The sequence below is a fragment of the Priestia sp. 10L35 genome (assembly GCF_056395685.1).
In genome coordinates, this window is the sequence record NZ_JBFTKA010000011.1 from 19,424 (window position 1) to 38,134 (window position 18,711).

The window sequence follows — 18,711 nt, forward strand, 5'->3', positions numbered from 1 at the left end:
TTATTCTTCGAAATACAATTCTTTTGATGTTTCAATAAAATGAGAAAGTTCTGTTTCTAACTGCGATGGATCATATTCATCTAATTCAATTTGTTGTTTTAATTCACCATCTTTATAGGCAGCTAAAGTGTCAGCATGTTGATCTAATCCATAGTCGTTTTGACTCTTAGAACCATCAAATTTAGGATGATGACCATCTAACTCCCTTCCTTCAACATTCTCTTGTTGCATGGCATGTTTGACGTCATTCATGTATAAATCACGGTTCTCCTTATTAAATGAGAACATAACAAACCCTGTACCATCCTCTTTCATAAACTTCTTCATTTGAAGAGGGCTTAATTCTTCTAGTTCACCATTTCCTTTCACTTCACTTGAATTTTGGGAAGAGACAAACACTGTGCCTATTCCTAGAGCCACAACGATTCCTGCAACCGCAGAAATTAACCATTTTTTGTTTTTCATAACCATTCTCCTTTGTTCTTAATATTCAGACATAACAAGCGATTCTGAAACCTACCGAGAGTAATATTTTACCATAGGTTTAGCGATCATCTCTGTCTTTTCAAGGTTATGAAAGGAAATATATACCCGTTTCTGGCTGGAAGGGCAAACCCTATATTGGCATGCATAGTTTTCACTAAGCCCAATAATGCACAACGTTTTCGGCATGTACGAAGAACCTCATGTATCTACTGTTTGGAGTGTTGTCGCTTCTTCGGCGTCACCCTCACGACACCACTCCTCACAGATCCTGGATACACCGTCATCATTTTGCTGCTAGATCACCGATGAGTTTTAGGACGCACTCATCGAACCTTTTCGTTATCGTATACCTTCACCCCCTTGTGATCCGTTTAGGGGAGGCACGCAATATGTAATTGTCAAGGTTCCCTTATTCGTGCTCTCGGCACGTTTCAAAATCGCTTGTATGCTGCATCTAAGAACTAGCAGGTCTTTTGTAAAACTTCCTTCAATTCTTCATCTTTTTTTCTTCGCTTGGCGACGATGGTATGAGCCTGATCCATCACTGAACGTACTTCATAATAAATATCAGCTACACGTTTGATATCGCCCGTTCCTTTTTCTACAGCTACTCCCCCTTTTAACGTATACAACTTTCCATCAAAGGTTTTGGCACTTTTCGCTCGTGCGTCTGATATATCATAGAATGCTAGTCGCTTTTGTGCTTCCATGTTCATCGCCCCTTAACCGTTAAATATTCTAAACTTAGTTCATATCCTTATGACTTGGTAAGAAAATATCTTCTAACTTAAGATCCAATGCCTCTGCGATCTTCTTCATATTTTCAAACGTTGGATATTGACGAGTCCCATTTTCGATTTGAGAAATAGTAGGTTGCGGGACTCCCGAAAGTTGAGCTAGATAGGTTTGACTCCACTTTTTCTCCAACCTCTTTTCTTTTATGGTCTTTATTTCCAGCACCTCCTTAATTAAAGTATATTCATTTTCAAATATTTTGTAAATAGTTTTTTAACCAAATTCGTATATTTTTTCTAAATTTGTTTAATTTGTTGATTTCACATTACTTTCAGTCTTTGATAAAATTAAAAGAAAACTTTAAAGAGAGTAGATCATATGAATGAATTAAAGAAGTATATAGGTACAAAAATAAAAGATTATCGAAAAGAACTTAAAATAACTTCTGTCGAGTTAGGAAAGCTCTCTAATACATCTCAAACCACGATTAGTGGGATTGAGCGTGGAGACAGATTTGCTTCTTTTGAAGTAATGATAAAAATTTGTGAGGTTTTAGGAATTACTTTATACGATGTACTTCCTTCAGAAGTTACTAAGAATTTAGATTTAAACGTCCTTGATCGTAATGGTGAAAGAATTAATATCATACTAAGTACTATGGCACCAGAAGATATTGAAATAGCAGAGAACCTTTTACTTAATCACATGTCGTTCTTGAAAGACTTCAATAATCTAACTCCTGAAGCGAAAGAATACTTAACAAAATTCATTCATTCAATATCAGATAAATAACCCTTAAATATATGTTATAAGAATTTATTCATTTGCAGGAGAGGAAACTTTTTTCCCCTCCTCAAATATCAAAAAATGTGCTATAATTAAAAGTTAGTTTATTTTCCGAATTTAATTTCATCAAAAAAAGGGATCTTAGTATCAATACTAAGATCCCTTTTAAGCATTTAGTTTCCGTCTCCATGACCGAGAGTGTTTTTTTATAGTATCTATAGTTTTATATAGATGTTCAGCAATGTCCCTTTTTTTATAACCTTTCTTTTCAAGGTTATATACCTCCCTTTCAGAAGATGTAAGACTACGCAATTTCTTTTCTTCTCTCATTTTCACCAATAGAGCTCCAGCAGCATCTGAGTGTATTTGATTCCTACCTTCAACTGCTTCACGTATAGCCAAGATAATATCATAAATACTACTCTTATTTATATAATTAACTGCTCCTGATTCAAAGGATTCAACAATAACATCTTGCTCATTAATTGAAGTAAGTGCGATTGCTTTGATCTTTTGCTTACTCAATATTTCAATAATCTCAATTCCATCAAGATTAGCTGCCGTTAGATTGATATCCATAAGAACTATATCAATCTGACTTTCATTTTCTACAATTTCTAGAACTTTCTCTTTAGAATCAACAATCTTTATAACCTCAATATCATCTGCTTCTTTTTCAATATACATGGATATATTTTTTTGCCAAAAAGGATCATCTTCTACTAGAATTACTTTTATATTTTTATCTTTCATGTAGATTTACCTCCCATTTGGTTATGAACTAATTTTTGTAGAGATTATCCTAGATTTAGGAAGTTTAATAATCATTGAAGTCCCTTTTCCTACTTCGCTATGTACTGAAAGTTCACCATCATGCGCTCTAACTGTTTTATAACAAAAGCTAAGTCCTAAACCATGATTTTTAATGTTTTTCTTTGTAGAAAAATAGGGTTCCATAATACGATTTAATTCTTCTTTTGAGATCCCAACTCCATTGTCAGTAATTTCAATACTAATTCCACCATTTTTCATTTTGAACATTTGAATATGGATTAACCCTTCTGTCACAATAATGGCTTCCATAGCATTGTTTAAGATATTGTTTACTACTTCTTTTAAAAGAATTGGATCGCCATATAATATTGTATCAACCGTGAATTCAGTTTTTATTTTGATACCTCTGGCATTAAAAATCTTCTCTATTCCACGTACACAATCTGTGATTAAGTTTACCATTTCTACATTTGTTTCTTTTAGAACAATTTCTTCTGTCTTTGCTCTAATACGATCCACCATGTTATCTATTCCTTCAATTGCAGAAAAAACTGAATCAATTGCTTTCTCGGCCTCATCTAGATCTCTTTTTTCAATAGAATTTTGAGCAATATTAAAGAAAAACTTTATTTTACTTATTTCGTTCTTAATAGTGTGATTTAATACAGCTGTTCCCCCATTCATTATTTGAATGGACTTATCTAATATTTGCTGTTGTTCTACTTTCACCTTAATTCCAAAGGCACCATTTAGAAAGATATATCCAATAAAGAATATATAAGCCCCGAAGAAAAACATAGGTACAATTCGAAACAACTCTGTCTGTGAATCAATAGCCCTAAGAACGTAATTAAATATAAATACACCTAACCATGCAGGGACGAGCACAATAAAGACTCGAAACTTTTGCTCTCTTTGATAAACATTTATCTCATCACGCCATGTACAGAACATAATAAAACTAGCAATCAAAAAGTATGGTGCAGACCAAATCAAAAGGATGCGAAAGTTAATATCTATATCTGGATGAAAGTCAGTGAAAAATATCATAAAAACCATTGGTAAAGAAAGCACATAAGCTAAAGCTTTTTTTCTTTTACCTTTAACTATTTGTGAATAGACAATTGAATACATTAGAATAGCATAGGGAGAAATAACTTCACCTAAAAATTGCAAATATATGTGTGCTAAAAATAATATATGGGAGGCATTCTCGATGCCAAACCTTTGTACACCAGGTATAATGTCAGTTAATAAGGCCTCTGATAATGCACCTATCCCCCCAGACATTGCAAAAGTAATCATCCATCGATTTGCTTCATTTTCTTTAGGTTGGGTAATAAACAGGATAATGGCAAATAGTAAATTAAAAACAAATATAAATAACATTCTTAAGTGCCGGACAAAAAGTCTAAAATATCTTTTGGTTGCTTTGCCACAAAATCTGCATTACCTGTGTTTAAAAGCTCTGTTGAATCATATCCCCAAGAAGCTGCTATACAAAAAAGGCCATTTTTTTTAGCTGCTTTAATATCTCTTAATTCATCACCTACGTAAATAACCTCATCTTTTTTTAATCTATTATTTTTTAGAAAAGATGAAATATCTTTTGATTTAGAGAAAGGGTTAAATGAATAGTGATTATAGTCAAAGCTGTTGATTGTATTATTCATCAAAAATTCATCAATTTTATTTTGATTATTACTTGTTAAAAAACCTAATTTATAGTCCTGTTTTTTTAATTCTTTAAGAACTTCACTTATTCCAAGTACAGGTTTTAAATTAGGAATGTATGTTTGATATCTTCTTTTTATTGCAATCCCAACGAGAGGCATCTTATATATAGGTACATTGAGCGTCTTACAACGATCACGTATTGATAATGTACTTAAATGTAATACCTCTTCTTCGCTAATTTCCTTATAACCTTGCTTCTTAGCAATTTCATTAAAAATATCAATTGCTAAAAGCTTCGTATTTACAATAGTGCCATTGAAGTTAAACAGTATAACTTTTTTCATATAATTCTCCTAGAACTTTTTAAATTTATAGAACATTAGTTTTACTTTATCGTATCAAACTACCATTTGATTTCAAATAGAACATAAATCCTTTTATTTACATTTACTATAGTTGTTAGATGATTATATTTGACCTAAATAAATGTTTTTTATTAACACAAAAATGAATATTATTCATTAATTTACTTTTTATACCAAAAAATGACGTTCAATAGTCTGATTTCTTACATAAAAAACCATCCTATTATTCCAATAATTAAGAAAAAACCTAAGATTGCCCCTCCAATTGCAAGAACCCCCAATATTATTGGGCCAAAGATAGTAAAAAATAAAAGAATACAAATAATTGCTACAACGATAAGCAGTGCTGCTCCTAGGAATTGTAACAGCAAACCTTTTATAGTGAATAAAAAAACAAGAATCAAACTAATTATAAGAAAAAATGTAATGGTTTTAGTTATACTATTTTTCAGTAATTTCATGTAACTCCCTCCTATAATTATACTTGTTTACAAAAATAACTAATTACACCTTAACTTTAACTTACAGTATCCAATATTCCAACAGCCCCTACCCATCTTTTGTACATTAACTAACATGTCTTTAATCCGAAGCTTGTATTTAAAGATGTCTCACTTTCACATTTAATAAAGATAAATATCGCTATAGAATAAAAATACGTTTCCTACCCCTGAATAAGTTCACCTCAAGTTCACTTAAAACTACCTTTAGTTCAACCAAAGGTGAACTTAACTAACCGTACACGCACACTACATCTCGGACAAGTTAAACCACAACTCCAACAAGTTCAACTAAAGGTGTCATTTGTCCGAAGATTAGCCGGAAAGATGTACAAGATGTCGTTTTGTACGAAACTATTTGTTTTCTTGATGTCTTTATTTGTTCAAAATGTTGTTTTGTACGGTATAAAACGTTTCTATTATGTTATCATTATGTCATGATGTATTTTTTAAAGGAGGTTTTTCGCAATGGATTACGAAAAAGTGTATTCTTTAACGGCAATAGCAGACAAACTAGGGCGTTCAAGGTCTAGTGTCTATGATTGGCTCCATACATATAAGGAATTTGTAGAACCGCACACTGTCGGAAAAGGCCGGACAAAGAAATACAAAGAATCTATTTTTCCTGTGTTGTCACTTATAGAAGACTTGAAAGCCGAAGGGCATCCTAATGATTATATTCGTGCTTTGCTTGCTTCGGAAGGTCATGATATTGTTGTTGAAGGGGAAACAAATGAGAATGCTCCAGTTTTGACACAATTAACTGAAGCATATAAAACTATCCTAACGAAAGTTGAAACGCTGGAATCACAAAATGAAGATTTAGCACGTCAAAATGAAAAAATGGCAAGTGCTATGCAAGCAATGGCTGAAGTAATGCGACAAACCGCGGCAACTAATGAAGAAAAAGCAGCAGAGCGTGAAAAACGACAACTTGAACGTGATCAAATGTTAATAGATACTATGCGACAGCTTCATGCTGACAAACAACAGGAACCGAAAGGCTTCTTCTCAAAACTATTTGGTAAATAAAAGAACCCCAACGAATTAATCGTTAGGGTTCTTTTATTTATATGGTCGGTCTCCATCTACTAAAAAGGTTATTCTCATTTGAAGATTTACATAATCTAAATGTTTCTGGCATAAAAAAACAATAATTTTAACATATTCTAAGCTAATTGGGGAGGGGAAAAAAAATTCCCCTCCCCAAAACTAAAAATCTCATATATGATGGACTCAATATCTACACTAATATGGCATCTGCGTAGCTAAATATACTTGTTTTGATATATTTTACTAATTTTTTATTGAATTATAAGACTACTTAACGCTATAATTAAACTAACAAAAATGTCCGGAATAGAAAAAAGACTTCAACTGTTTAAGTAGTGCAGCAACACTCTTAAACCGTTCACCCTAATTACGGTAGGGAAAACACTTGTCGAAGTCTCTTGTTAATAGATTTAGTTTTTCTATAAAATAAAACTTATGTTTTTATTTTATACGAAATTGACATCTATTTCAAGGGCTTAGTTCATCAAAATCAAGGCATTGTTTTCCTTTTTCCAGGGAAACAGTGTCTTTTTTGTGTTCCTTAAAGGAGAAGATGAACAAATGACAAAAATATTAACCTGTTATTTAAAAGATGTAGATACCTTCAATGGACGGTTCAAATGGTTATGGACCAACAAGTCCACGCTTCGTAAAAAGAAAGAAGAGTTTTTAGACATTCTTCGTACCCACTTTAAACAACAACAATCTGCTATACATAAAGAATTTCCAAAGAAGAGAATGGAAATGCTCGATCACGTCATCTATAACCTAGTGGCTACGGGCATTCAAGCCATCCGTTCTGAAACGCTTATGAAGAAATTTAATGTTTCCAAAAGTACGGTTTCTCGTTTTGTACGCTCGTTAAAAGCGACTCCGTTTGTACTTGTGGCACGTTACATTAAAGAGGATGCAACAGGTACTCATCCTGATAGTTATGTATTTATCCTTAAAAGCCATAAAAACTTTCATCACATTTGCGACGAAATCTTTTTTGCTCATGATACAACAGGTGTACAAACGCTTCAGCAAGAAGAAATGACCACTCCAGTGACATGTCCTGTGACGCATCCAGAAAGTACTGAAAATGTTGATACACCAAGCTTAGAGACCAATAAATCACCTGATGCCTTTATTAACCTTGATTTACCTGTAAATCATATAAATAATCATTTAATGTCTGTTTCACAGGCCTTCACCTATATCAAAGGTGTGCCTAAGAAAGTCAATCAAGTCTATGCAGGTAAGTATGGACATCAACTACAAGACTTCTATGCTCGTATTCAAAATGCAGCAAAAGCTGTAAAACGAGATACTGAGATTGAGATTAAGAAAGAGCAAGTGCATGAAATTGCGTATACATCCATTGTGGGATTAGATAAATATGTGCATGAAGCCAATCAACAAGGCAATCCTTTATCCCTACGGGATATGTGTCGATTAATCTATCAAATTGCGAAAAATCAATTCTATGAATTGGTAAACCCTAAAGAGCAGGATTATTCACCAGTATACGCAAACCAACAAGAAGTTATACATAACGAAAGCGAAACAACAACATTGGCTAAACCTAAACATATTATCCGTAAGGAACTCGTTCCAGATTGGTTAAAAGCTGAACAGCAGCAAGAAGAACCTACACAAGAAGCAGAAGTTACAGTGGAACAACAGCTTGAAATGATTCAGTTGAAGCAAGACTTAGAACAAGAACTAACACCAGAAGAAGAGAACTTGCTGCAAGAACACAGTTCTACGTACAGTTTGTTCGAAATAGCCCAATTGAAACAAGATCTAGGACAAGCTTTAACACCAGAGGAACAAGAATGTTTGCGTCAACACAATAAGTTAAAAGACACAGCTTCCTAATCAAAAAAAAGTAGAAATTCCTTAGAAGCTGATGTTTTAATAGGATATGTTCATTTAGAACTGTGTTCTAAATGAACAATAACTAATAATCTACGCAGGAGGAGACTATTATGCCACATAAAATTACGTTAACCGGATCAGCTACAGGACCATTACGAGAATACGATCGCTATGTTGCCTTTGATATGCGTGAAAAAGGGTCACCATCTGCGCCTAAAGGATTAAAGAAGAGTACCTTTATTTCGTATACAGTGTTTGTTGCGAAAAAAGCTTTTAATAAAACAGGCCTCACGAAGAAAAGCATCATGCATGAAAAGATTTTAATTCAAGGGGAACCAACGTTAGATATTCCGATTGATGAATGCCCTGGTGAAGTAGGGGTGATTTGTTTTCAAATTACCGTTCTCCCGAATAAAAATGACAAAGAGAAGAATGAGTCAGAAGCGAAAAATGAACCTAAAAAAGAGGATTCTGCGCCTTCTCAAGAACAAAAGAACACGGAGCCTAAAAAACAGGATGAAAAGCAAGTACCTGTTTCTCAACCTGTAGCAAAAGAAGACAAGAAAGAAGTGAAAGCTGTTCAGCCAGAAGTTCAACAAGAGCCTACAGAAGGGAAAAAGACTGAACCAAAACAGAAAACAATACCGAACCAGCCAAAAGGAACACAGGATTTGTTGAACTTCGATGACATTATCGTACCTGAAGAGTTTTTAAAGAACCGCCCAAATCCTGAAAAGACGCAAAAGGTCATTGATTTTGTGAAGCGTACAGGACGCTTAGATGAGCCATTGACGATTGAAAAAGGCTCAAAGGTCTTAAAGGATGGCTACCGTCGTTATGTAGTGGCTAAGACTATCAAAATGGAAAAAGTTCCGGTTGTCTATGAATATCAAAAATAAGGGTGTAGGAGTCTACTAGATGAATAATAAACAAAAAGCGATTGAATATATTCAAAAGGCGTCTGATGAATTGGAAAAGCATCGGGAGTTTCTTGCAAATTTAGGCCTGAATGTATCCTTTTTGAATACAGCTGAAAGAAAGCTAGATCAAGCCGTCCATTGTCTCGTTCATTCAATCGAAGAGCCCGAAGATGACAATGAAAATGAAATTAAAGAAGTTTCTTTTCATGAAGATGAAAAGATTATTGTGTTCAAAAATGGGGATATCAAAACGATTAAATATTTTAATCAAGCAGAGAATGCAGATAAAAAGTAGATCATTTTAAGTAGGATTTAGATGGGAAGAGTAATTGGTGTAGCTACGTCCAAAGATTACGTTACAAAGACACGACCAAGACATGAGGAAATTTAAAAGATCATTAATTTCGTGAGGCCTACGGGACACTTAATGGAGGAGACGTTTGTTAAACATTACAAAATAGCAAGTAGCACCCAATAAAAAAAGATTTTCCGCAAAAATTTTCTCCAAATAATAAAATGTTACACTGGAAGTGTATAATCTTTTATTCTAAAAAAGCTCAGTTTCTATAAGAATAGGCTTATTGATTATAAGAACATACACTTTAAAGTTCTGGTTTACTATTTAATAAATAATATTAATTGTAACTAATTTCCTTAATGTATACCATTTACATCCAATAAATTGATGTTATCGCCATATTCAATGGCAAGTATTCCTTTGATAAAATAAAGGTGCAATCCTTTTTCATAGGTTTTTTCTTCATAGGTAATATCCCTATTATCTAATATTCAAGATTCTTTGTTAGTGTGCACGCATTTTATAATGCGTGCCTTTTTTTATGATAATTGTATATATCTATGAATATTTACAACAAAGACCGCCCATTATGTATCAGTCTATAAGGCGGTCTTAACTGTATTCATGCTATATGTTTATGACCAAAATATCGACACTATTCTAAAAAGACGTCAGGTAAAAAAAGCTATCGCTAAAATCGCTGCCACACAAGCTAAATAGATATTCCCACTCCAATCCCTCTTTTCCTTTTCATTCACCGCATAGCTATTATAAGTACCTTCAATCGGTTCTATTTTTAGTTTTCGTTGTAAGGCTACTTCTTTACCTGAAATCAAGTTTGATTCCTCCATTGTTTGATAATTGTAAGGTAGGAAACGTCCTTGTTCGTCTCTCGATCGGTTGCTGACGTCTTGCAGGCCCTGCTGCCTTTTCACTGGTAGAAGGCTGTCGGTCGGATTCAATAGTTGTTCCTGACATTGATTGGCCATCTGTTGATGTTCCAAGTAACGTAGAAGTACTTGTAGACGTTCCTTTTCGCTCAAGGTCATCATGTTCTCCTCCTCCTTTCTCTTCGATGTTGGGCTCTTGTTCCAGCCATAATGGATGGGAAGAAGGCTGCCACGGAGAGTAGGGGAGAGGGACGTCACTCATTTTATATTGATTCATTAATGCTAAGAAAACAGGGTTGTGCGCTGCAGTAAAAAGCGCACACCTCATAATTTGATTTCGATCTAACTCCGTAGCCTGAAACAGACTATCTACATATGTACGATACATAGAATGATACCGCACGGTTGGTCGATAGGTGTCTACGTGATTTTTAGGCTTCTTATTTTTCTTCATACGCGTTTTTCTCTTTCAACATGACCTCTAACATCTGCTTACCTTCTAACGTCAAATAGACGTCTTTTCGATTCAATAACGAGATTGCTAATTCTTTTGTCATTTCATTCGCTCCATTCCTGATGGTTTATCTGACGTCTCTATCTGACGTCTTAATTTATGATATGAGCTAATGCTTGTCCTATATGTTGTTTTTTTGCCAAAGTTTAAAAAAACAACATACAGGACATACTGGGTCTAAAAAGGAGTTATAGTAATGCTAGGCTTAGGAAAACAAAGAACACGTTTTGGAAGATGGTTAGATAAACAAGAGGATATAAACCAATTAGGACTAGAACAAGCAACAAATCTGAGCCGTCATACGATTTCAAGATTGTGTAACGATAAGCAGTACATACCAAAATTTTCAACTGTACATAAAATAAATAGAGGATTAAAGAGATTAAAGAAAGATGTAAAAGTAGAAGATTTTCTACAAATGTAAATAGATAATGCTATAATTGTTTTGAGAATGATACGTAAATGTTTTATAGACTTTAACGTAGCAGAAAAGCCTACTTGTTCTTATATAAGTAGGCTTTTCATATTCATTAAGTGCTTAAAAGTATAACTTCTATTTACTTCTTATTATGCTTAGGTTTTTTTAGATTTTTCACTGTGAATAAAGTTATATAGATAATGAGAGGAACTTCTTTCTGTTTAGTTGGTGAGAGAAATACTTAAGGTGGTCAAAATCATCCTGAGAAATAGTTGATTGTTGATTCAAAGTGTTTTTTATATCTACTAATATACATAGGTCGTGTAATTCATGATCAGTGAAGATATCTTGAAGAAGATTTAATCGGAATAATAAGGGGATAGTATCGCAGAGTTGAGTTCCACCTTCAGCGAAAAAAATTTGTCGCCATAAATGTCCATAATGTGTGGTCATTTCTTTTTCTATTATACTTACAATTGTTATTTCAATATCAAACAGCAAGACATACGATTCAAATAAGAGCTCTTTCTTCATTCATATGCCCTCCTTTATAAGATTTTAAAAACAGTCAAACTACAGTTACCACAGAGCTCAAGCTAAATTGGATTATGTAGTATAGAAACACCTTTCATAACAAATACTTTGTTGCTTACCTTCTACATCCATCATCCCTATTTGTTTGCCTGTAACATAGTATCCGAAAACACCTCTCTTTCAAGCTAATTATACATATTGGTGAATTTACGATTAACTCTATATAGTGGCTTAATTGTAAGGTCAGCTTCTCCTTAAATGTCAATCTCACCTTATTCTTAAAATAGCACATTTCATTACTATTTACCTCCATTTTGTTACTTATCTTTACATATAACATGACTTTTTTCACCTTCATAAGTAAAAATATTCAATTTTATCGTATTAACAAATAGTTTCATATAGTAAAATTAATTTTGCTATAAATGAACAATACAGATGAAAATACATTTATTAAAAGGGGATAAAACAATGAAAAGTCGTGTTATCAAAATTGTTTCTTCGCTCGCTATAGGAATAGGAATTGCTGTAGCTCCGGCTTCATCATACGCAGCAACACCTAAAACTATGAAGGTACATTATATTGATGTCGGTCAGGGAGATAGTATTTATATTAAAGCGCCTAATGGTGAGGACATTGTTATTGATGGGGGAAACAAAGGTAAAGGAAATGCAGTTGTAAGTTATTTAAAGAAACAAAAGGTCGATGATATAGAAGTATTAATTTCTACTCATCCTGATGCTGATCACATTGGTGGGTTAGATGAAGTTATTAATGCATTCAAAGTAGAAAATGTTTATGCACCGAAAGTAAGTAATAACACTCAAGCTTACAAAGACTTTTTAAATGCTGTAAAAAAGAAAAAATTAACGATTAAAACGGCACAAGCAGGCGTAAAGCTCCCTGTTAAAGATGTAAATGCTCAAATTGTAGGGCCTACCAAAACATATGCTAACAGTGATTTAAATGACTGGAGTGCTGTTGTACACATGGCTTATAAGAAGAATACATTTTTATTTACAGGTGATGCTGAAACAAAAGCAGAAGCAGATATGATTAAGGCAAAGAAAACACTACGTGCAGATGTACTTAAAGTTGGCCATCATGGCGCTAAAACGTCTACAAGTAAGAATTTCTTAGATGCTGTAAAACCTAAGTATGCTGTCATTAGTGTAGGTAAAAACAGTTATGGTCATCCTACTTCTCAAGTTGTGAACTTGCTAAAAGGTGCTAAAGCAAGTATTTTACGAACAGATCAAAGTGGGACAATCATTATTACGGGCGATGGTACATCTTATTCTGTTAAAAAATCGAGGTAATTATGAAAAAGATAAAAGGTATTATTGATCGGTTTGAAGAGGGATTTGCGGTTGTTGAAATCGAAGGGAAAACAAAGGATTACCCAAAAGATATCTTTCCTAAGGATACAGAAGTTGGAGATGTCGTTTACATTACTGGAAATAAAGTAACGATCGATAGGCAAGAAACTAAAAAAAGAGAAAAAGAAATCCAAGACTTAATGAATGAGCTCTGGGAGGACTAAAAACTAGTTACTGATGAAGTATTACTGCTCTACCATAAAGGACAAGATGACAGTCTCTTACTTTGGGACTGTTTTTTTGTAAATTAATTTTACAACTTTCTAGGGGGAACAACTATGTATAAAAAAGGTGTTTTTTTATTAATGACGGTAACTTCTTTACTGGTTTCTGGCTGTCAACAAGAAGAAAAGGTCGATTCAAAACTAGGAAAAACTGGGGAGGTTAGTAGCCAGGAGACCAGTGATAATACTGCTACTAAAACGAATCAAGATAGTAATAATGCTACAGAAAACAATACTGGAGAATCCTCAACTATAAAAGGTAGCGATCAGGCGAGTGCTGTTCACAAAAATAGTAATCAGCAAAACGCAACTAATTCAAATACAGTCTCCGACGAAGCTTTTGTTACTAAAGATACAGCAGCTCTAGTAATGGCTGACTACATAAATGGACTGACAACTGCAATTAATACGGGCCAATTCAGTAACGTTGGAAATGTTTTAAAAGGTTCGTTATATAATGACCAACAAACATTGGTAAGCAACTTATATAAGAAGGGTATTAAAGAGAACTGGGTAGATTATTCTGTAGTGAATTTTACGAAAGCAGGTAATTCTTCTGATGGGCCTCTTTATAAAATACAAACTGTAGAGACCGTATCTGTTATACAACCAGATGGATCTCAAAAAACAAATAAATACAATTGGATGTACACAGCTGTGCTTATCAATAATCAATTATACTTAACTGATATAGCTAAAAATGGGCCGATTACTACTGTATCAAAGACTGGTCCAACTACAAGCACTCCATCAATAAATAGTTCAGCTACAACGATAACTAATAGCAAAAAAGCTTATTATTTTGGTTTACTCGAACAAACTAGAGCTAGTGAAGTGCAACCAGTTAATGATCAGATTGATAGTGACAGAAGACAAGCTTCTGAAGCAAATTATCAAATGTGGGACAAGGTGTTGAACGATATCTATGGTGAATTAAAAAACCAATTACCTGCATCAGAAATGAATGATCTAAAAATCAAACAACGTCAATGGATTAAAGATAGAGATGCTGCTTCTCAAAAAGAGTTGAAAGAAGCTGGAGGAGGAACTTTAGCTTATGCTGAAGAAGCTCGTATTTTACACGAAATGACTAGAGAACGTTGCTACGAGCTAGTTACTTATTATATGAAATAATGAGAAAGTGCTATATTTACATGGTGGAACTTTATGTATTGGATATCTTCATTGTTATGTGTGTATATGCCATCCTATAAATCACACATATACACATTTGCTCTTGCTATTTCTTGCCGTTATTTCTCTTCCATTGCTATCTGACTATTATTAGCTAACACCATTCTTTGCAGATTCATAAACTTCTCTAATAGTGATGGGAATGATTTAATGTATTCAACGTAACAAAGAGCCACTTGTATAAAACAAGTGGCTTTTTATATTGAGTATGTTTTAGATAAAATGTACTAATCGTAACAGAATAAAATCTTTGTTTTCGATATATCCCTTCCTGCTCTCGGTTTACCTTCCCCTCATTGCTAGATTGATTGCATAATTCGTGTGAGTTCTTTTTCTAAAGCATCGGGCTCGTTTGAGTAATTATAAATCCCTAAAAACTTATCTATAGCCTCTGGATGAGAACTGATTAGCTTATTGACAGCATTCTGTTGTTCAGAGATGCGTTCATTCTGCGAAATTTGACATCCCATGTGAAACCGAACCATAAACTCGTCTTCTATTGCCTTTTGATATTCTTCAGATATTTGATTTGATTGATTGGATTGTCCCTTATATTTTGAGAGAATATTGGATAATATACGTGCTCCACATATAGCATCATGGATACCTTGTGCCATGCCAGGATCTTTAAAACAAACTGCATCTCCAACCAACGCCCACCCTTTTCCCATTCCTTTATACCAGTAATTATCATATCTGAGAATGCCTTTAATCGGTTCTACTAATTCTGCATTTTTTAAACGCGTCCCTATTGTTGTATTCGGAAAGTTATCTGTTAAGAAATTGCGTAGACTGCTTTCTGGATTTAATTTCAATCGTCCTATCAATTCCTTATTTTCTAATGGGAAAATGCCGGCAATAACATATAAATTATCATTCGTTGGAAAGAGAATGGCTGTGTTATCTTTTATCTTGTATACTTCAAATTTAGGGACATTGTCATGGCGAAATTCAGAGAAGTACCCGAAATAGATGCCGACTTTTGCCGAAATGCTTATTTTGAGTTCACTTTTTACCAGCTTGCGAATAATTGAGGATCGGCCGTCTGCCCCGACTACCAGGCCAGCTAAAAATTCTTGTTTCTCGTTATTGCCATCTAGACCTTCCACCCCTACTACTGTATCGTCAGCATGAATAATATCCGTCACACGAAACCTTTCTAGAACGGTTACATTCATTTGTGATTTGGCTTGTTCAAGTAGGATCTGATCGAGATAAGTTCTTCTAATGCAGTAACAACTTTCTTCTCCGTCAACCTTAGGGATGAGTCCTTCTATCGCGGTATCCTCAAATTGAAATTTAATATCCTGTACCGGTGGGGCGTTTGTTTTCAATAATTTGTCCATGACACCGATCTCTCGAAGAAGAGCGACAGTATTATTGAAAAAAGTATGGGTTGATAAAGTATCCTTGGGAAAGGTCGCTTGGTCTACTAACAACACATGGAAACCTGCCTTCCCAAGATAAATAGCAAGAGTAGAGCCGGCAACTCTAGCACCGGTAATGATGACATCATACGTCTTATTCATCGTATCGCTCCGTTTCCAAGTACAATTATTAATTTGTGTATCCATTAGAAGGATTCTAAAACTAATGCTCTTACGAGTTAAAGCAATGAGGTAAATTGACAAGGGTATGCTACATACATAAAGTATGGAAGTTAAAACGAATTAAGTACAGGGAATTTCCACCTGTTAAACAATTAAAAAGAATTTGCGCTAAAAATCGGAATGATATTTTAAGCATTAAATAAAAGCTCATTTATAGGAAGGTACAATAGATGGATTGAAACATAGATATAGATTCTAGACATATATTTCTTTTCCTCTTTTATTCTTTGAGCTTTCTTCCTGTTGAAAGTTCACAAAGTTTACACAATAAAATGTAAGCGTTTCCTATAGGTTTATTGTATACTAAATAATATAAAACAATATAACTTTTAACTTGTATGATTTTCTCACAAATTCTTCATGATAATTACTTATTTGAATAACACATTCCTACATTAGTTATTAGGAAGAAAGGAGAACGGAGCATGATATTGAAAGCATTAAGAAAGAAAGGTGTCATTACCATTAACTATTATCAAAACGGTTTATTACAAACATGTAAGGGACGTGTAAATAATCTTAATCTTCATGATCAAACTCTTTCTCTAGAGGATGAACAACACAATATATTCTCTATTCGTTTATCAGGCATTACTGAAATTCATTAAGTCTATCATCGTGTAATTACATTATTTAATATGCTTATTACAGGGAATGTTAATGATAACGCTATAAAAAAAGAGGAAGAGAACTCTCTTCCTCTTTTTTTATGATTTATTTACCTTATTAGTACTATTTCTTGTTTCATTTGATTAACTGCTTATGCGAAACAAGGGAATACCTACTAACTAGGAAGTTCCCTTTTTATTTCGCTAGATAAAAATACATCAAAACAAAGATTAAAGAAATAGGCTACAGTGGGGGGAAGTTTTTTTAAACGGACTACTGCACATAATCTATAGGAGTTGCATTGAATAAATAACGCTAGCTACCAGCACTTACGACTAAAATGTTGTATTCGCAGATCCCCCATATTACTCCAGAATTAATCATAATTCCTTGCTAATCTAACCTCTATAAACACTAGCACATGTATCAGGTTTTGGTTCATAATAACAATGATTTTTAAATTGACCAGATGCAGGTTGACCGTACCATGTTGGAGGGCACGGAGCATGTGGATTAAAATACCAAAGAGCAAATTTCGCTGGGTGTTGTCTCCAATAATCCAGATTCTGCTTTGCTAATCTTTTTTCAACACCTCTCGCTCTTTGATAAAATACATTGCCTTTTTGAACAGCTTCAAACGAAAAGTTCCCCCCCTGTACTTGATAAATGACTTGTGAAACGGTTCTTAAATTTTTAAAGTCTATACAATTTGCTGCAAGACGATTAACAATTACATTTCCGACATATAACATCCCTAGTCTTCCTTCACCTTCAGCTTCTGCTCGCATCATCCTTGCCATTAGGTTAATGTCTGCACTTCGGTAACTTACTCTTGCCATGTACTCACCTCCAAAATATAGTATGAAAAAAAGCCTATATTGATGTCATTGTTTATAAGATAGCAATTTATACGCTGGGGTTAGTCTAGTCACTTATATTTTTCATAAAATGGACGAGACATTAGAAGGTGTCCAAAAGAACAAAAATAGATTGCAAGCAAAGCTATATGATCTTAGTACATAAGAAGAAAACTTTGTCGTGGAAAAAAATAACAGGATTAATAGATTTTAACCTGGGGTAAAGTCAACTAACTATTTCAAAAGGAGAGAATGATGTATGAGTATTCTATGGATGCTAATTGTAGGTGGAATTATCGGTTGGCTTGCTGGTTTAATTACAGGGCGTGACGTTCCTGGAGGCATTATTGGTAATATTATCGCTGGTTTTATTGGTTCTTGGTTAGGTGGTCTGATCTTGGGAAGTTGGGGACCAGTCGTTGGTGGTTTTGCCATCATTCCAGCCATTATTGGAGCAATCATTCTGGTGTTAATTGTAAGCTTTGTTCTAAGAAAAATGGGACAAAAAAACAATCATGGTCATCATGCAAAATAAACCGAAAAAAATTAAGTTGGAGTGATTAAAAATGGGAGAAGAAAGTAAGCCTGTGTTAGATGATTTTGTTGAAGATAATCAATTCGAATTAGAATCTTACCTTACTTATTTGTTCGATCAAATTAATCATGATAGTGAAGTTCTGTCAGAAACTTAATGAGAAACCAGATATTTCATTACAAAGAAAAAGAGAAAAAAATAATAAATCAGAATATAGCATAAGCGACCTTAGTAACTTTGGTTACAATACATAGGGTCGTTTATTGTTATGGAGAATGTAAAAAAATAAAATGAAGATCTTCTTCATAGCAAAGCTCAAAGATTATTGATCATTTCCACTCTTGCTTTAGTAAAAAATGATTGGTCCTATACATTGATTAAAGTCCTTTCGAAGTGTCAAATGAAGGATTATACATATGATCAAAAAAGGCACATTCTTTGTTGGGAAAATCTGTTCACTGTTAATAAGAATTTATCTACCTTAATAAG

The 18,711-nt window shown here is 33.8% G+C and carries 24 protein-coding genes; 12 read left to right on the top strand and 12 right to left on the bottom strand.

Annotated elements, in window-relative coordinates:
* From AC1DEF_RS25335 to AC1DEF_RS25345, 3 genes are all read right to left on the bottom strand, one after another.
* Positions 1-465, bottom strand: a complete 465-nt coding sequence (locus tag AC1DEF_RS25335) for a hypothetical protein (protein WP_477727587.1) — start codon at positions 463-465, stop codon at positions 1-3.
* Between the two features lie 482 nt (positions 466-947).
* Entirely contained in the window at positions 948-1,196 is a 249-nt protein-coding gene (locus AC1DEF_RS25340) for a hypothetical protein (protein WP_057242351.1), read from the bottom strand.
* A 34-nt stretch (positions 1,197-1,230) separates the two neighbouring features.
* The gene (locus AC1DEF_RS25345) at positions 1,231-1,446 is read right to left on the bottom strand and encodes a helix-turn-helix transcriptional regulator (protein ID WP_047933334.1); all 216 of its coding nucleotides are present in this window, start codon (positions 1,444-1,446) and stop codon (positions 1,231-1,233) included.
* 153 nt (positions 1,447-1,599) lie between these two features.
* Here AC1DEF_RS25345 and AC1DEF_RS25350 point away from each other — a divergent pair, with 153 nt between their 5' ends.
* On the top strand, positions 1,600-2,013 hold the full coding sequence (locus tag AC1DEF_RS25350) for a helix-turn-helix domain-containing protein (protein ID WP_477727588.1): 414 nt from the start codon (positions 1,600-1,602) through the stop codon (positions 2,011-2,013).
* 159 nt (positions 2,014-2,172) lie between these two features.
* Here the strand turns inward: AC1DEF_RS25350 and AC1DEF_RS25355 are convergent, their stop codons facing one another.
* The 4 genes from AC1DEF_RS25355 to AC1DEF_RS25370 all read right to left on the bottom strand — a co-directional run bounded on the left by AC1DEF_RS25355 (position 2,173) and on the right by AC1DEF_RS25370 (position 5,284).
* Positions 2,173-2,760, bottom strand: a complete 588-nt coding sequence (locus AC1DEF_RS25355) for a response regulator transcription factor (RefSeq protein ID WP_098278856.1) — start codon at positions 2,758-2,760, stop codon at positions 2,173-2,175.
* 21 nt (positions 2,761-2,781) lie between these two features.
* Positions 2,782-4,170 carry a sensor histidine kinase gene (locus AC1DEF_RS25360; RefSeq protein ID WP_477727589.1) on the bottom strand — a complete coding sequence of 463 codons (1,389 nt, stop codon included), beginning with the start codon at positions 4,168-4,170 and terminating at the stop codon, positions 2,782-2,784.
* A gap of 2 nt (positions 4,171-4,172) precedes the next feature.
* Positions 4,173-4,802, bottom strand: coding sequence for an HAD-IA family hydrolase (locus tag AC1DEF_RS25365; protein WP_098278858.1), 630 nt, complete (start codon positions 4,800-4,802; stop codon positions 4,173-4,175).
* Between the two features lie 224 nt (positions 4,803-5,026).
* Entirely contained in the window at positions 5,027-5,284 is a 258-nt protein-coding gene (locus AC1DEF_RS25370; RefSeq protein ID WP_477727590.1) for a hypothetical protein, read from the bottom strand.
* A gap of 507 nt (positions 5,285-5,791) precedes the next feature.
* On the opposite strand from AC1DEF_RS25370, the gene AC1DEF_RS25375 reads away from it, so the two are divergent.
* From AC1DEF_RS25375 to AC1DEF_RS25390, 4 genes are all read left to right on the top strand, one after another.
* A complete protein-coding gene (locus AC1DEF_RS25375) occupies positions 5,792-6,355 on the top strand; it encodes a helix-turn-helix domain-containing protein (protein ID WP_098278860.1) in 564 nt (187 codons plus the stop codon).
* Positions 6,356-6,937: 582 nt separating this feature from the next.
* Complete coding sequence (locus AC1DEF_RS25380) at positions 6,938-8,239, top strand: replication protein (RefSeq protein ID WP_477727591.1); 1,302 nt, start codon at positions 6,938-6,940, stop codon at positions 8,237-8,239.
* 110 nt (positions 8,240-8,349) lie between these two features.
* Positions 8,350-9,138, top strand: a complete 789-nt coding sequence (locus AC1DEF_RS25385; protein ID WP_477727592.1) for a ParB N-terminal domain-containing protein — start codon at positions 8,350-8,352, stop codon at positions 9,136-9,138.
* Between the two features lie 19 nt (positions 9,139-9,157).
* A complete protein-coding gene (locus AC1DEF_RS25390) occupies positions 9,158-9,454 on the top strand; it encodes a hypothetical protein (protein WP_477727593.1) in 297 nt (98 codons plus the stop codon).
* 674 nt (positions 9,455-10,128) lie between these two features.
* Here AC1DEF_RS25390 and AC1DEF_RS25395 read toward each other — a convergent pair.
* Complete coding sequence (locus tag AC1DEF_RS25395; RefSeq protein ID WP_477727594.1) at positions 10,129-10,293, bottom strand: hypothetical protein; 165 nt, start codon at positions 10,291-10,293, stop codon at positions 10,129-10,131.
* Positions 10,280-10,801 (bottom strand): hypothetical protein, encoded by a 522-nt coding sequence (locus tag AC1DEF_RS25400; RefSeq protein WP_477727595.1) that lies wholly within the window; start codon positions 10,799-10,801, stop codon positions 10,280-10,282. Before AC1DEF_RS25400 ends, AC1DEF_RS25395 begins: the two co-directional genes overlap by 14 nt.
* Before the next feature lie 256 nt (positions 10,802-11,057).
* Here AC1DEF_RS25400 and AC1DEF_RS25405 point away from each other — a divergent pair, with 256 nt between their 5' ends.
* Complete coding sequence (locus tag AC1DEF_RS25405; protein ID WP_108674990.1) at positions 11,058-11,285, top strand: helix-turn-helix domain-containing protein; 228 nt, start codon at positions 11,058-11,060, stop codon at positions 11,283-11,285.
* Positions 11,286-11,468: 183 nt separating this feature from the next.
* On the opposite strand, the gene AC1DEF_RS25410 is transcribed toward AC1DEF_RS25405, so the two are convergent.
* Positions 11,469-11,813 carry a hypothetical protein gene (locus tag AC1DEF_RS25410; protein ID WP_477727596.1) on the bottom strand — a complete coding sequence of 115 codons (345 nt, stop codon included), beginning with the start codon at positions 11,811-11,813 and terminating at the stop codon, positions 11,469-11,471.
* 471 nt (positions 11,814-12,284) lie between these two features.
* On the opposite strand from AC1DEF_RS25410, the gene AC1DEF_RS25415 reads away from it, so the two are divergent.
* The 3 genes from AC1DEF_RS25415 (at position 12,285) to AC1DEF_RS25425 (ending at position 14,551) form a co-directional block, all read left to right on the top strand.
* The gene (locus tag AC1DEF_RS25415; RefSeq protein ID WP_477727597.1) at positions 12,285-13,133 is read left to right on the top strand and encodes a ComEC/Rec2 family competence protein; all 849 of its coding nucleotides are present in this window, start codon (positions 12,285-12,287) and stop codon (positions 13,131-13,133) included.
* 2 nt (positions 13,134-13,135) lie between these two features.
* The gene (locus AC1DEF_RS25420; protein WP_098366796.1) at positions 13,136-13,357 is read left to right on the top strand and encodes a DUF3006 domain-containing protein; all 222 of its coding nucleotides are present in this window, start codon (positions 13,136-13,138) and stop codon (positions 13,355-13,357) included.
* A 114-nt stretch (positions 13,358-13,471) separates the two neighbouring features.
* Positions 13,472-14,551, top strand: a complete 1,080-nt coding sequence (locus tag AC1DEF_RS25425) for a lysozyme inhibitor LprI family protein (RefSeq protein WP_477727598.1) — start codon at positions 13,472-13,474, stop codon at positions 14,549-14,551.
* A gap of 359 nt (positions 14,552-14,910) precedes the next feature.
* Here the strand turns inward: AC1DEF_RS25425 and AC1DEF_RS25430 are convergent, their stop codons facing one another.
* Positions 14,911-16,140 carry an NAD(P)/FAD-dependent oxidoreductase gene (locus AC1DEF_RS25430; protein WP_477727599.1) on the bottom strand — a complete coding sequence of 410 codons (1,230 nt, stop codon included), beginning with the start codon at positions 16,138-16,140 and terminating at the stop codon, positions 14,911-14,913.
* Between the two features lie 506 nt (positions 16,141-16,646).
* On the opposite strand from AC1DEF_RS25430, the gene AC1DEF_RS25435 reads away from it, so the two are divergent.
* Entirely contained in the window at positions 16,647-16,829 is a 183-nt protein-coding gene (locus AC1DEF_RS25435) for a YolD-like family protein (protein WP_275800592.1), read from the top strand.
* 399 nt (positions 16,830-17,228) lie between these two features.
* Here AC1DEF_RS25435 and AC1DEF_RS25440 read toward each other — a convergent pair whose 3' ends face one another.
* Positions 17,229-17,669 carry a cell wall hydrolase gene (locus AC1DEF_RS25440; RefSeq protein WP_013084397.1) on the bottom strand — a complete coding sequence of 147 codons (441 nt, stop codon included), beginning with the start codon at positions 17,667-17,669 and terminating at the stop codon, positions 17,229-17,231.
* Positions 17,670-17,946: 277 nt separating this feature from the next.
* Here AC1DEF_RS25440 and AC1DEF_RS25445 point away from each other — a divergent pair, with 277 nt between their 5' ends.
* Both AC1DEF_RS25445 and AC1DEF_RS25450 read left to right on the top strand, forming a co-directional pair.
* On the top strand, positions 17,947-18,222 hold the full coding sequence (locus AC1DEF_RS25445) for a GlsB/YeaQ/YmgE family stress response membrane protein (RefSeq protein WP_029324143.1): 276 nt from the start codon (positions 17,947-17,949) through the stop codon (positions 18,220-18,222).
* A gap of 31 nt (positions 18,223-18,253) precedes the next feature.
* On the top strand, positions 18,254-18,379 hold the full coding sequence (locus AC1DEF_RS25450; protein WP_255257736.1) for a hypothetical protein: 126 nt from the start codon (positions 18,254-18,256) through the stop codon (positions 18,377-18,379).
* Positions 18,380-18,711: the final 332 nt, after the last annotated feature.

What these genes read in the sequence shown, in the direction of transcription:
- AC1DEF_RS25380 (WP_477727591.1), top strand. Translation starts at nt 6,938, where the DNA reads ATGACAAAAATATTAACCTGTTATTTAAAAGATGTAGATACCTTCAAT.
- AC1DEF_RS25400 (WP_477727595.1), bottom strand. Translation starts at nt 10,801, where the DNA reads ATGAAGAAAAATAAGAAGCCTAAAAATCACGTAGACACCTATCGACCA.
- AC1DEF_RS25430 (WP_477727599.1), bottom strand. Translation starts at nt 16,140, where the DNA reads ATGAATAAGACGTATGATGTCATCATTACCGGTGCTAGAGTTGCCGGC.
- AC1DEF_RS25450 (WP_255257736.1), top strand. Translation starts at nt 18,254, where the DNA reads ATGGGAGAAGAAAGTAAGCCTGTGTTAGATGATTTTGTTGAAGATAAT.
- AC1DEF_RS25350 (WP_477727588.1), top strand. Translation starts at nt 1,600, where the DNA reads ATGAATGAATTAAAGAAGTATATAGGTACAAAAATAAAAGATTATCGA.
- AC1DEF_RS25440 (WP_013084397.1), bottom strand. Translation starts at nt 17,669, where the DNA reads ATGGCAAGAGTAAGTTACCGAAGTGCAGACATTAACCTAATGGCAAGG.
- AC1DEF_RS25370 (WP_477727590.1), bottom strand. Translation starts at nt 5,284, where the DNA reads ATGAAATTACTGAAAAATAGTATAACTAAAACCATTACATTTTTTCTT.
- AC1DEF_RS25405 (WP_108674990.1), top strand. Translation starts at nt 11,058, where the DNA reads ATGCTAGGCTTAGGAAAACAAAGAACACGTTTTGGAAGATGGTTAGAT.
- AC1DEF_RS25445 (WP_029324143.1), top strand. Translation starts at nt 17,947, where the DNA reads ATGAGTATTCTATGGATGCTAATTGTAGGTGGAATTATCGGTTGGCTT.
- AC1DEF_RS25365 (WP_098278858.1), bottom strand. Translation starts at nt 4,802, where the DNA reads ATGAAAAAAGTTATACTGTTTAACTTCAATGGCACTATTGTAAATACG.
- AC1DEF_RS25360 (WP_477727589.1), bottom strand. Translation starts at nt 4,170, where the DNA reads ATGTTATTTATATTTGTTTTTAATTTACTATTTGCCATTATCCTGTTT.
- AC1DEF_RS25335 (WP_477727587.1), bottom strand. Translation starts at nt 465, where the DNA reads ATGAAAAACAAAAAATGGTTAATTTCTGCGGTTGCAGGAATCGTTGTG.
- AC1DEF_RS25415 (WP_477727597.1), top strand. Translation starts at nt 12,285, where the DNA reads ATGAAAAGTCGTGTTATCAAAATTGTTTCTTCGCTCGCTATAGGAATA.
- AC1DEF_RS25435 (WP_275800592.1), top strand. Translation starts at nt 16,647, where the DNA reads ATGATATTGAAAGCATTAAGAAAGAAAGGTGTCATTACCATTAACTAT.
- AC1DEF_RS25425 (WP_477727598.1), top strand. Translation starts at nt 13,472, where the DNA reads ATGTATAAAAAAGGTGTTTTTTTATTAATGACGGTAACTTCTTTACTG.
- AC1DEF_RS25385 (WP_477727592.1), top strand. Translation starts at nt 8,350, where the DNA reads ATGCCACATAAAATTACGTTAACCGGATCAGCTACAGGACCATTACGA.
- AC1DEF_RS25355 (WP_098278856.1), bottom strand. Translation starts at nt 2,760, where the DNA reads ATGAAAGATAAAAATATAAAAGTAATTCTAGTAGAAGATGATCCTTTT.
- AC1DEF_RS25420 (WP_098366796.1), top strand. Translation starts at nt 13,136, where the DNA reads ATGAAAAAGATAAAAGGTATTATTGATCGGTTTGAAGAGGGATTTGCG.
- AC1DEF_RS25390 (WP_477727593.1), top strand. Translation starts at nt 9,158, where the DNA reads ATGAATAATAAACAAAAAGCGATTGAATATATTCAAAAGGCGTCTGAT.
- AC1DEF_RS25410 (WP_477727596.1), bottom strand. Translation starts at nt 11,813, where the DNA reads ATGAAGAAAGAGCTCTTATTTGAATCGTATGTCTTGCTGTTTGATATT.
- AC1DEF_RS25375 (WP_098278860.1), top strand. Translation starts at nt 5,792, where the DNA reads ATGGATTACGAAAAAGTGTATTCTTTAACGGCAATAGCAGACAAACTA.
- AC1DEF_RS25340 (WP_057242351.1), bottom strand. Translation starts at nt 1,196, where the DNA reads ATGGAAGCACAAAAGCGACTAGCATTCTATGATATATCAGACGCACGA.